Annotated in this window: 10 protein-coding genes; 9 read left to right on the forward strand and 1 reads right to left on the reverse strand. The window is 66.5% G+C overall.

The genetic code is table 11. From position 1 onward, the window contains the following. The first annotated feature begins 357 nt into the window (after positions 1–357). Positions 358–1086: a hypothetical protein gene (locus IFT65_RS09430; protein ID WP_188326142.1), complete on the forward strand. Its 729-nt coding sequence runs from the start codon at positions 358–360 to the stop codon at positions 1084–1086. Further along, positions 1083–1712: an HAD family hydrolase gene (locus tag IFT65_RS09435; protein ID WP_249405110.1), complete on the forward strand. Its 630-nt coding sequence runs from the start codon at positions 1083–1085 to the stop codon at positions 1710–1712. Before IFT65_RS09430 ends, IFT65_RS09435 begins: the two co-directional genes overlap by 4 nt. 205 nt (positions 1713–1917) lie before the next feature. On the opposite strand, the gene IFT65_RS09440 is transcribed toward IFT65_RS09435, so the two are convergent. Further along, on the reverse strand, positions 1918–2856 hold the full coding sequence (locus tag IFT65_RS09440; protein ID WP_192081238.1) for a carbohydrate kinase family protein: 939 nt from the start codon (positions 2854–2856) through the stop codon (positions 1918–1920). A 348-nt stretch (positions 2857–3204) separates the two neighbouring features. On the opposite strand from IFT65_RS09440, the gene IFT65_RS09445 reads away from it, so the two are divergent. The 7 genes from IFT65_RS09445 (at position 3205) to IFT65_RS09475 (ending at position 12376) form a co-directional block, all read left to right on the forward strand. Continuing rightward, complete coding sequence (locus tag IFT65_RS09445; RefSeq protein ID WP_188326144.1) at positions 3205–4251, forward strand: rod shape-determining protein; 1047 nt, start codon at positions 3205–3207, stop codon at positions 4249–4251. A 121-nt stretch (positions 4252–4372) separates the two neighbouring features. Then, entirely contained in the window at positions 4373–5431 is a 1059-nt protein-coding gene (mreC, locus tag IFT65_RS09450) for a rod shape-determining protein MreC (RefSeq protein WP_192081239.1), read from the forward strand. Continuing rightward, positions 5428–5913, forward strand: a complete 486-nt coding sequence (gene mreD, locus IFT65_RS09455) for a rod shape-determining protein MreD (protein ID WP_192081240.1) — start codon at positions 5428–5430, stop codon at positions 5911–5913. Before mreC ends, mreD begins: the two co-directional genes overlap by 4 nt. A 15-nt stretch (positions 5914–5928) precedes the next feature. Next, the gene (mrdA, locus tag IFT65_RS09460) at positions 5929–8118 is read left to right on the forward strand and encodes a penicillin-binding protein 2 (protein WP_192081241.1); all 2190 of its coding nucleotides are present in this window, start codon (positions 5929–5931) and stop codon (positions 8116–8118) included. Continuing rightward, positions 8115–9227 carry a rod shape-determining protein RodA gene (rodA, locus tag IFT65_RS09465; RefSeq protein WP_192081242.1) on the forward strand — a complete coding sequence of 371 codons (1113 nt, stop codon included), beginning with the start codon at positions 8115–8117 and terminating at the stop codon, positions 9225–9227. Before mrdA ends, rodA begins: the two co-directional genes overlap by 4 nt. Positions 9228–9875: 648 nt before the next feature. Next, positions 9876–11024: a lytic murein transglycosylase B gene (gene mltB, locus IFT65_RS09470; protein ID WP_192081243.1), complete on the forward strand. Its 1149-nt coding sequence runs from the start codon at positions 9876–9878 to the stop codon at positions 11022–11024. After that, entirely contained in the window at positions 11021–12376 is a 1356-nt protein-coding gene (locus IFT65_RS09475) for a septal ring lytic transglycosylase RlpA family protein (protein ID WP_192081244.1), read from the forward strand. Before mltB ends, IFT65_RS09475 begins: the two co-directional genes overlap by 4 nt. The last annotated feature ends 42 nt before the right edge of the window (positions 12377–12418 follow it).

Genomic DNA, 12418 nt, shown 5'->3' on the forward strand with positions numbered 1-12418 from the left:
CGGTCGAACGGTGCACGGTTGGACGGGTGGACGGTGGATCGTTCGACGGTGGATCGGTGGATCGTTGGATCGTTGGATCGTTCGACCGGTAGAGCCGACTTCAGTCGGCTTGCCTGCAGCCGACTGAAGTCGGCTCTACCAGGGCAGGAGATGCAGCCGACTGAAGTCGGCTCTACCGAGGCGGGAGATGCAGCCGACTGAAGTCGGCTCTACCGGGGCGGGAGATGCAGCCGACTGAAGTCGGCTCTACCGGGGCGGGAGATGCAGCCGACTGAAGTCGGCTCTACCGAGGCAGGAGATGCAGCCGACTGAAGTCGGCTCTACAGTAGGGGTTCAACGACCACACGCGGAGCCTGCATGAAACACCTGATTCTCGTTGCCACCTGCGCGCTGGCGCTGGTCGCCTGTAGCGACCCGGAGGCCGAGCGCCAGGCGCAGCAGGCGGCGGCCGCCGCCGCCCAGGCGCAGAAGGAAACCAAGGCCGACGAGGTGGCCAAGCAGTACGACACCGCCGTGGCAGCGCAGGAATGGGAGCGGGCCCGCATCCACGGCGGGTCATTGCTGGATGTCTACAAAGGAACGGCCGCGGCTGCTCGCATCGAAGCGGGATTCGCTGACGTGAAGGCCAAGGCCGACGAAGCGCGCGATCTGCGCCGGATGCAGGCGCTGTGGCAGTACAACCAGATTCCCGTTGGCACCAAGGGAACGCAGCGGTCCGCGTCGATCTACGGCAAGGAGCGCGTCGACGTCGACGGAAGTGGCCCCAAGCCGGTGCAGTTGGTCTTCCGCGATCATCCCGAGTGGAAACGGCATGCGTACCTGGTGCTGCAGGCTGGTGATTTCCGTTGCCCCGGCGGCTGCAAGGTGCAGGTCAGCGTGGACGGTGGAACCCCGCGCGCGATGGCCGCGTGGCGTCCGGATACCGATGAGGCGATCGCCATGTTCATCACCGACAACGCCGCGCTGTGGAAGCTGGCGCGTCAGGCCAAGGCAATCAGCATCGAGTTCCCGGTGAAGGCCGGCGGTACGCGCACGGCCGTCTTTGAAACCGGCGGCCTGGATGCGAGCCAGATGCCGTGGAAATGATGCAGCCGATGCCGCCGGCCGGCCATGCCGTTCTTTCGGGCGTGCGTCATTGGATATTCGACCTGGACGGCACGCTGACCGTGGCCGTGCACGATTTCGCCGCCATCAAGCGCGCGCTGGACATAGCCGCGCATGAAGACATCATCGAGCATCTGGTTGCACTGCCCGACGAGGATGAGCGGGCCAAGCGCGCCTGGCTTTTCGATCATGAGCGTGAGCTGGCGCTGGGCGCGCAGGCCGCCATCGGCGCGGTGGCGTTACTGCGCGCGATGCACGGGAGTGGCTGCGAGCTCGGAATCCTCACTCGCAATGATCATGCGGTGGCCAAGCTGACCTTGGAGGCGATCGGGGTGGCCGATCTGTTCGCCGATGATCACATCATCGGCCGCGATGAGGCCGAACCCAAGCCGTCGCCGGCCGGCATCGTGTACCACCTGCAGCGCTGGGGTGTCGAAGCGGCACAGGTGGCGATGGTGGGGGATCACCGCATGGACCTCGCGGCGGGACGTGCTGCGGGCACGCAGACGGTGCTGGTCAATACACCGGGTGACCCATGGCCTGGGATGGCAGACTGGCGTTTCGCGGATTGCGCGGCGCTGCAGTCGGCGTGGCGGCAGCACACATAAGGCGGTAACGCGTGAAGGTAGAGCCGACTTCAGTCGGCTGCGGGGCATGACCACTGCCAGCCGACTGAAGTCGGCTCTACCTTGGGGGTTCGCGATCACTGCCAGCCGACTGAAGTCGGCTCTACCCGGGAAACGGTGGCTGCCGCTGCGCTCGCCGAGCATGGCTCGGCGCTACCAGGCGAATGCGGCGCAGCGTCCCTCGGCTTCAGACGTTCAGTGCGTAACCGAACTGCTGCTTGAACTGCTCGTTGAACTCGTCGAAGGTGAAACGCTGGTTCTGCGTGCCCGGGTGCTCCACCTTCAGCGCGCCCATCAGGTTGCCCATGCGGCCGATGGTCAGCCAGTCGAAGCCCTTCTGGATGCCGTAGATCAGGCCGGCACGGAAGGCGTCGCCGCAACCGGTCGGGTCCACTACGCGGCGTTCGTGCGCCGGCGGGATGTCGTAGCTCTTTTCAGGGGTGTGGATGACCGCACCCTTGGGGCCGCGCGTGGTGATGTAGGCCTGTACGCGGCTGACGATTTCCTTCTCGTCCCAGCCGGTGCGTTCCTGCAGCAGGTTCGACTCGTAATCGTTGACCACCACGTAATCCGCCTGCTCGATGAACGTGCGCAGCTCCGGGCCGTTGAACAGCGGCATGGCCTGGCCGGGATCGAAGATGAAGGGCACGCCGTCTTCGTGGAACTCCAGCGCGTTCTGGATCATGCCTTCGCGGCCATCCGGGCCGACCAGGCCCAGGCTGACGCCCGGCACGTCGCGCACGTGGTTCTCATACGAACGCATCATCGCGCCGGGATGGAAGGCGGTGATCTGGTTGTTGTCGTGGTCGGTGGTGATGAAGGCCTGCGGGGTGAACAGCTCGTCGATCACGCGTACCCGGGACAGGTCGATGCCCAGTGCATCGAAATGTTCACGATAGGGGCCGAAATCGGTGCCCACCGTGCCCATCGGGATCGGGTCGCCGCCCAGCAGGTGCAGGTTGTAGGCGATGTTGCCGGCGCAGCCGCCGAACTCGCGGCGCATGCGCGGCACCAGGAACGACACATTCAGGATGTGCACCTTGTCCGGCAGGATGTGATTCTTGAACTGGTCCGGGAACACCATGATGGTGTCGAAGGCAAGAGAACCACAGATCAAAGCGGACATCGATGTAAGCCTATGCGGGAATGGGTGGAGTGCGTGCCGCAGGGCGGGCAGGCAAACGGCGCCCGTGGGCGCCCGACGGCGCAAAGGTTACCGGCTGGAGCCGCGTAAGGGTAGCGCCGGACGGTGCGGGGCGCGCTGTCGTCCGCTGTGGCACCACGCGGCAGCGGCGAGGAGTACGATGGTCGTCAAACCTGTACCAATCCAGCCGAAAGCCTCTGAATACGCGGGTTCAGCTGGATATGTCCTTGCTCGCAGGGGGGCGGGTTGCTAGGCTTGCACGTCTCGATTTCTGCCCATATTCCGCCACTCCAGGCAGAGGCAGCGCACCTCCTCAGGATCACTTCCTCGATGTTCAAGAAACTCCGCGGCATGTTCTCCAATGACCTGTCCATCGATCTGGGCACGGCGAATACCCTCATCTACGTGCGCGGGCAGGGAATCGTGCTGAACGAGCCGTCCGTGGTCGCCGTGCGCCAGGACCGTGCCATCGGAGGCACCCGATCGGTGGCCGCAGTGGGCACCGAGGCCAAGCAGATGCTGGGCCGTACGCCGGGCCACATCACCACCATCCGCCCGATGAAGGACGGCGTCATCGCCGATTTCACCTACACCGAGGCGATGCTCAAGCACTTCATCAAGAAGGTGCACAAGTCGCGCTTCCTGCGCCCGAGCCCGCGCGTGCTGGTGTGCGTGCCGGCCGGCTCCACCCAGGTGGAGCGTCGCGCCATCAAGGAATCGGCCGAAGAGGCCGGTGCGCGTGATGTGTTCCTGATCGAGGAGCCGATGGCGGCCGCGATCGGCGCCGGCATGCCGGTGACCGAAGCGCGGGGTTCGATGGTCATCGACATCGGCGGCGGCACCACCGAAGTCGCCGTGATCTCGCTGAACGGCATCGTGTACTCGGCCTCTGTCCGTATCGGCGGCGACCGCTTCGATGAGTCCATCACCAATTACGTGCGCCGTAACCACGGCATGCTGATCGGTGAAGCCACCGCCGAGCGCATCAAGGTCGAGCTGGGTTGCGCCTACCCGCAGGCGGAAGTGATCGAGATGGAAATCTCCGGCCGCAACCTCGCCGAGGGCGTGCCGAAGATGATCAAGATCACCTCCAACGAAGTGCTTGAAGCGCTGCACGAGCCGCTGTCGGGCATCGTCAGCGCAGTCAAGCTGGCGCTGGAGCAGACGCCGCCGGAGCTGTGCGCCGACGTCGCCGAGCGCGGCATCGTGCTCACCGGTGGTGGCGCGTTGCTGCGCGACATGGATCGCCTGATCTCCGAAGAAACCGGCCTGCACGTGCAGGTGGCCGATGATCCGCTGACCTGCGTGGCCCGCGGTGGCGGCCGCGCGCTGGAGCTGGTGGACATGCACGGCAACGAGTTCTTTGCGCCGGAGTAAGCCCGGCCGGCTTGTCGTGAGCGCCGCGCCCTTCCGGCGTGCGGCCTGCCTGCATGGCAGGCCGGCACCGGCGGGGCGCCGTCGTGTTTCCTTCCCGATTCTTTTCAGCTGAAGCTGCATCGTGCCGCCCTACGCCGGACCCCCCATTGCTTCCCGCTCCGGCGATGCCGCGAGCCCGCTGCGGCTGCTCACCTACCTGGTGCTGGCGATCACCCTGATCGTGCTGGACGACCAGGCGGGCTGGCTGGCGCGCCTGCGCGAGCAGGCCAATGTGCTGGTGCAGCCGGCGTGGAACCTGGCGGGCCTGCCCGGGCGGCTGGGCAACCAGGTGCGCGACAACGCGGCCAGCCATGGCCAGCTGGTGGCGGAGAACCGGCAGCTGCGCAACAGCCTGCTGGTGGCGAATGCGCGGCTGACCCGGCTGCAGACCGCTGCGCTGGACAACGCGCAGTTGCGCGAACTGTTGAACGTCGCCGAGCGCAGCGGGTTGGATGTGCAGCTGGCGCCGATCCTGGATATCGACCTGGACCCGGTGAAACAGCGCCTGGTACTGGCGGCTGGCACCCGTGAGGGCGTGCACGTAGGTCAGGCGGTGATCGATGCCGGCGGCCTGATGGGGCAGGTGATCAGCGTGACCGGCAGCACCTCCACCGTGCTGCTGCTGACCGACCCGGACCACGCGGTGCCGGTGACGGTGGCGCGCAACGGCGTGCGGCTGATCGTCTATGGCCGTGGCGACACGCTGGAGCTGCGTGACATTCCGCTGAGTGCCGGGGTGGAAGTAGGCGATGAGATCGTCACCTCTGGACTGGGCGGACGGTTCCCGGTGGGCTTCCCGGTCGGCACCATCGCGGCGCTGCGCCCGGACGACACCCACGCCTTCCTGGTGGGCGAACTGAAGCCGGCCGCCGCGCTGGATCGCGGCCGCGACGTGCTGCTGCTGCGGCCCGGTTCGCCGATCCGCATCCCGCCGACGCCCCCGGTCAATACGGATGCGGCTTCCGTAGCGCCGAGCGATGCTCGGCGGACGCCCCCCTCGGAGTCCGTCACCCCGGTAGCGCCGAGCCCTGCTCGGCGGGCACCCACCGACGCAGGCACGACGGCTGACGGCCAGCGGCCGTCACTACCAGGCAACGCATCGTCACCGCCGACCGCCCCCACGACGGAGACACGCCCGTGAGCCGCCTGCGCGACAACCGCTGGGTGCTGCCGGTCAGCGTGATCGCCGCGCTGATGCTGGGCTTGCTGCCGTTGCCACCGTTCCTGCAGCCATTGCGCCCTTACTGGCTGGCCCTGGTGCTGGCTTACTGGGTCATTGAAGCGCCTGAACGGGTCGGGCTGGGCGTGGCCTTCGCCAGCGGCGTCGTCGCCGATTTCCTCTATGGCGGCGTGCTGGGCGAGCAGGCGCTGCGCCTGGTGATCCTGGCTTTCATCCTGCAACGCTTCCGTGCGCGCATCCGGTTCTTCCCGATGTCGCAGCAGATCCTCGCCATCGGCGGCCTGCTGTTCAACGACCGCATCGTCAGCGCCGCGGTGCACATCGTGGTCGGCGAGCCGACCCTGCCGTGGGCCTATTGGTGGGCCCCATTGCTGGGCATGGCGTTATGGCCGCTGGTGTTTGTGCTGCTGGACGCGGTGCGTTTCGGACGGCGCGGTCGCTGACATGGGCATGCCAATATGAGCACCCGCCGCCCGGTGAAGAATCCGCACGCCGAGGCCGAGCAGTTCCGCCGTCGCGCGGTGCTCGGTTTCCTGGCCGTGGTGCTGTGCCTGGGCGGGCTGGGCGCGTGGTACTTCAAGCTGCAGGTGCTGGACCACGAGATATACACCACGCGCTCGGATGCCAACCGCATCAAGCCCCGTCCGGTGGTGCCCGGTCGCGGGATGATCTACGACCGCAACGGCCGCCTGCTGGCCGAGAACGTGCCGGCCTTCCGTCTGGACGTCACCCCGGACAAGGTCAAGGACATGGACGCCACCCTGGCCGGGCTGGCGAAAATCTTCCCGCTGAGCGAGGAGGAAATCGAGGCCTTCAACCGTTCGCGCAAGGCGCGTCGCAGCTTCCTGCCGGTAACCCTGAAGCTGCGCGTCAGCGAAGAAGAAATGGCGCGCTTCGCGGTGGACCGCTGGCGCTTCCCCGGGGTCGAGCTGGAGCCCTACCTGACCCGCCGCTATCCCTTTGGCGACCTGTTCGCGCATGTGATCGGCTACGTGGGCCGGGTGGATGACAAAGACCTGGAAATGCTGGGCGAGGGCAATGCCGCGCTGACCCATATCGGCAAGTCCGGGCTGGAGCGTTATTACGAACAGCAGCTGCGCGGCAAGGTCGGCTACGAACAGGTGGAAACCAATGTGCAGGGGCGGGCGATCCGTACGGTCGGCCGCGTGGCCGCCCAGTCGGGCACCGACCTGCGGCTGTCCATCGATGCCGACCTGCAACGGGCCATGGTGGCCGCCTTCGGCGTGCAGGAAGGCGCGGCGGTGGCGATGGACCCGCGTACCGGCGAAGTGCTGGCGATGGTCAGCCTGCCTTCGTATGACGCCAATCTGTTCGTCAACGGGATATCGCACGCCGACTTCCGCGCGCTCAACGACAATCCCTCACGCCCGCAGTTCAACCGGCTGGTGCTGGGCGGTGTGGCACCGGGCTCCACGCTGAAGCCGTTGATCGCACTGGCCGGGCTGGATGCTGGCGTGCGCCGGCCGGAAGACAAAGTGCTGTCGACGGGCATGTTCTACCTGCCCGGCACCAGTCGCGGCTGGGGCGACGCCAACCGCGGTGGCCATGGCTGGACCGATCTGCGCAAGTCCATCGCACAGTCGGTCAACACCTACTACTACCGCTTGGCGCTGGACCTCGGCATCGAGCGCTTCGACCACTACATGGGCTATTACGGCTTCGGGGCACCGACCGGCATCGACCTGACCGGCGAGATCGGCGGCATTTTGCCGTCGCCGGCGTACAAGATGAAATCGCGCAAAGAGCGCTGGTACCCCGGCGACACGGTGAACGTCAGCATCGGCCAGGGCGACTGGAAGGTGACGCCGCTGCAACTGGCGCACGGGGTAAGTGGCATCGCCAGCGGCCAGCTGCGCACGCCGCACCTGGTGATGCAGCAGCGCGATGGATTCGATAGTGACTGGACCATCACGCCGCCCAGCGAAACCAAACCGATCAGCCCGAATCCGAACAACGTGCAGGCCGTGCGCGAAGGCATGATGGCCACCATGCAGCCAGGTGGCAGTGGCGCGCGCATGGCGGCCGGGGCGTCGTATGTGATGGCGGGAAAAACCGGCACCGCGCAGGTGATCAGCCGCAAGGGCACCGCCGCGGTGGATCCGCGCAGCTTGCCGCTGCACCTGCGCCACCGCTCTTTGTTCGTCGGCTTCGCGCCGGCCGACAATCCGGTGATCGCCATCGCCGTGGCGGTGGAAGGCGGCGGCTACGGCGGGTCGGCGGCGGCCCCGATCGCGCGCAAGGTCTTTGATGCGTGGCTGCTGGGCAAGATGCCGGAGGGCGTGCTGCCGCTGGATGTAGAGCGTGGCAGCGTGGCGTTCGGCGGCACCGTGTTCGATAACGAAGACAACGCAGCGCGCGCGAACGGAGAAGCCGCGGCGTTGGCGGCCGGTGATCTGCCGGTGCAGGTCGGTCTGCCGTCCCCGCAGGCAGTGCCCGCCGGGCAGGGCGCGGCGCCACCGACGGAACCCGCCCCGGTAGCGCCGAACCCTGCTCGGCGAGCAGCCCCCTCGGAGCCTGCCACCCCGGTAGCGCCGAGCCATGCTCGGCGGACGCCCCCCTCGGAGCCCGCCACCCCGGTAGCGCCGAGCCATGCTCGGCGGATACCCCCCTCGGAGCCCGCCCGATGAAGGATTTCCTGCGCTGGGCCGGCGACATGCTGGTGCGCTTCTTCAGCACGCTGGACTGGATGCTGTGTGCCGCCTTGGGCGCACTGATGCTGATCGGTCTCGCCACGCTGAAAAGCGCGGGTGGCGACGGGCTGGTCTTCGCCCAGGGCGCACGCTTCGCCGTTGGCCTGGCGGCCATGTGGGGCATATCACGCGTGCCGATCCTGCGCATCCGCTCGGTGACCCCCATGATCTACGCCATTTCGATGATCCCGCTGCTGGCGGTGTTCGCGATCGGCACCGGCAAGTACGGCCGGCAATGGCTGGACCTCAAGCTGTTCTACCTGCAACCGGCCGAACTGCTGAAAGTCAGCCTGCCGATGATGGTCGCCTGGTACCTGCACCGCATGCCGTTGCCGCCCCGTTTCACGACGGTGCTGGTCAGCCTGCTGATCATCGGCGCACCGACGGCGGCGGTGATGCTGCAGCCGGACTTCGGCACCGCCGTGCTGATCGCCGCCAGCGGCGTGTTCGTGCTGCTGCTGGCCGGCCTGCCGTGGTGGTGGGTCGGGCTGGGCGTGGGCGGCATCGCCGCGGTCGCACCGGTCGCCTGGTTCTGGCTGCTGATGCCGTACCAGAAAGACCGCATCATGATGTTCCTCGACCCGGAGATGGATGCGCTGGGCGCGGGCTGGAACATCATCCAGTCGAAGATCGCCATTGGATCGGGTGGCCTGGAGGGCAAGGGCTGGGGCCAGGGCTCGCAGTCGCACCTGAACTTCATCCCGGAGCAGACGACGGACTTCGCATTTTCGGTGCTGAGCGAAGAGTTCGGCTGGGCGGGCGTCGCGCTGGTGCTGGCGCTGTATCTGGTGGTGATCGGGCGTTGCCTGTGGATCGCCGGACAGTCGCGGGATTCCTACTCGCGCCTGCTGGCCGGCGCCACCGGCCTGGCCTTCTTCGTCTACGTGCTGGTCAACGGCGGCATGATTTCCGGCCTGTTGCCCGTGGTGGGCGTACCCATGCCCCTGATCAGCTACGGCGGCACCTCGGCGGTATCCTTGCTGGCAGGCTTCGGTCTGGTGATGGCCGTACGCAGCCACAACCCGGTCCACGGCGGGTATCGGTAGAGCCGACGCGGTAGAGCCGACTTCAGTCGGCTTGCCCCACCACGCGCGTGAAGCGCAGCCACGGTAGAGCCGACTTCAGTCGGCTTCCCTCACCACGCGCGTGAAGCCCAGCCGACTGAAGTCGGCTCTACCAGGATAGGCGCGTGAAGCCCAGCCGACTGAAGTCGGCTCTACCAGGCCGAGCGTTGAAGGGCATCCGAGGTAGAGCCGACTTCAGTCGGCTTGCCGGACCGGGCGCGGAAGTGCAGCCGACTGAAGTCAGCTCTACCCCAGCAAGGCGTCGTGAAGATTTCACACATCAAATGTGCTCTAGATCACACTTCTTAACGAATTTTTGATTTTGATCAATGGATTTGTCGCAAACCCCCTGCACAATGGCGGCCTGTCATGCAGGGCGCGTTCATCTAGCGCCGACCTGCGGACAGGAGCAGCAAGACCGCACGTTAGCCACCTGCTCTGGGGAGATGCAGGCGGCCCAATCGCATGGTCCGGCAGGCCGGTTGCGCCCGTAGGGGATGGGGGCGCAACCGGTTTGTTGTCACTGCTTTTTTTCACGCAGGATTTACAAAGGTTGACTCACTTAATCAATCCTTTGCTATTCATGGTCTTAGGGGTTTTATTTCATCCATGACCTGCTAACCTGCGGCGATGATCCGACGTACTCTGGCCTGCATGCTCACCCTCGGCCTGGTCGCTTGCGCGACTCAGCCGTCGAGTCCTCCATCGCCTTCGCAGGCCACCGTTGCGCCGCATGAACCGGCCAGCGGACACACCAAGGGACCGGCGGAAGCCGCGCCCGAGGCCGCTGCGGCTACCGCACCGCCGGTTGACCTGACGCCCGTCCCGTTCGACGTCGCGCGCACCAATTTCATCCGCGATACCGCTGCCGCGCACAAACTTGATCCTGCCTATATCGCCAGCGTGCTCGACCAGGCGCAGGTGCGTCCGCCGATCATCGCGGCGATGTCGCGTCCGGCAGAACGGGTCAAGCCGTGGAACGAGTACCGGCCGATCTTCATCAGCCAGGCACGCATCGACGGCGGAAAGAAGTTCCTGGCCGAACATCGGGATGAGCTGATGCGCGTGCAGCAGCGCACGGGCGTGCCGGCCGAGGTGATCGTGGCCATCATCGGCGTGGAAACCAGCTATGGCGGCAACACCGGCAACCACCGGGTGCTCGATGCGCTCTACACACTGGCCTTCTATTACCCGCGCAGCGGCGATCCCGCGAAGCTCGAACGCGAGGTGCGGCGCGAGCTGTTCTTCCGCGACGAATTGGCCAAGGCGTTCGTTCTCGCACGTGATGAAAAGCTCGACATCACGACGCTGAAAGGCAGTTATGCCGGTGCCATGGGCATGGGCCAGTTCATGCCGTCCAGCTATCTGGATTACGCAGTGGACGGCAACGGCGATGGTCGCCGTGACCTGTTCAACAGCTACGACGACGTGTTCTCGTCCATCGCCAATTACTTCGTCAAGAAGGGCGGCTGGGTGCGCGGCGGGCAAGTAGCGGTGCCGGCTACGCTGGCCACCGGCCGCGAAGAGTTCAATCCGACCGAATGGAAGCCCACCTGGTCGCTGCAGGATCTGGCCGCACGCGGTTATCAGCCGGTCGGCGCGGTGCAGCCGGGCGCGACCGCCACGCCGATCACGCTTGAAGGCAGCACCGGCAAGCAGTACTGGCTGGGCTTCCAGAACTATTACGCCATCACCCGTTACAACATCTCCAAAATGTACGCGATGGCGGTATTCCAGCTGTCGCAGGCCATCGCAGGACAGGAGTTGCCGCCGGCATGAACATCAGATGGTGGGTCCCCGGAGCGTTGATCCTTGCGCTGGCCGCATGCAGCAGCGCGCCCAAGAAACCCGGCGGAACCGCCATCGGTCCGGGCAAGCCACCCGGCACCGTCGTGCAGGGCAAGGGCAGCACCCGACCGGCCCACTGCCCTGATGGCTCGCCGTATGCAGCGGCGGCGGAGGATCTGGCCACGCGCGGAAACTACACCGCCGGCGGTCTGTACAAGCCGGGGGTGAAAGACACCACCCCGACGTACATTCCCAACGTAGCGTGCATCCCGGAGCCGGAAGTGCAGGATCTGGCGCGCTCGCCGATCGGCAACAAGACGCCGTATGAAGTGCTGGGCAAGCAGTACAAGGTGATGGACAGCACCAAGGGCTATGCGGAAAAAGGCACGGCTTCTTACTACGGTGCCAAGTTCCATGGCCGCCTGACCTCCAACCGGGAGGTCTATGACATGTACCAGTTCACCGCCGCCCACAAGACGTTGCCGCTGCCCAGCTTCGCGCGCGTGACGAACCTGGACAACGGCGAGTCGGTGATCGTGCGGGTGAACGACCGCGGCCCCTTCCACGACGGCCGGGTGATCGACCTGAGTTACGCCGCAGCCGTGCGATTGGGCATCACCCAGCGCGGCACGGGCAATGTGGAAGTCAGTGCGCTGCAGCCGGGTGAGGGCAATCTGTTGGCCAGCGCCAAGCCCACCCGTGCCGAGCGCCGCGCTACCACGATGGTCGCTGCCGCTGATGCAGCACCGTCGGCCATCGACAGCCTGGTCAACCGTCTGCCACCGGCGTCGGCCCCTGTTGCCGCCGCCGCCATCGCAGCGCCCGCACCGCGCACCGCTGCCGTCGCGGGCAAGCCGCCGACCGGCCCGGAGGCCTACCGCTACCGCGTTGCCGACAGTGCGAAGCCCGGATCGGCCGACAATTTCGACCGCTGGATGCGCGACAACAACGTGCGCGTCGCCACCGGCAAGCCGACTACCCCGGTAGCGACGATCGCCGGCCGTCAACCTGATAAGTCCCCCGCAGCGGCAGTGACGGCAGCCCCCCGTCAACCGGGCCCCGCCGTCGCCGCCAAGTCAACCTCGACCGCCACGCTGTCCCAGCAGGTGCTGGGCAACGTGCTGCTGCAGGTCGCCAGTTTCGCCAGCCGTGACAACGCCACCCGCGCCCAGGGCCAGCTCACCGCTGCCGGCATCGTCGGCGCGACCATCAGCGATATCGCCGCCGGGGGCCGCACGCTCTGGCGCCTGCGCGTACCCGCCAACGATCACGCCAATGCCACGGAACTCGCTGGCCGCATCGCCGGTATGGGGTTCGGCGCACCGCAGATCGTCAAGGAATGATCGGCAGCGGCAGGCGACCGCCGCCTGCCGCGCCCGCGCCGT

It is taken from the genome of Stenotrophomonas sp. CFBP 13725 (genome assembly GCF_014841935.1).
In the GTDB taxonomy this organism is placed as follows: domain Bacteria; phylum Pseudomonadota; class Gammaproteobacteria; order Xanthomonadales; family Xanthomonadaceae; genus Stenotrophomonas.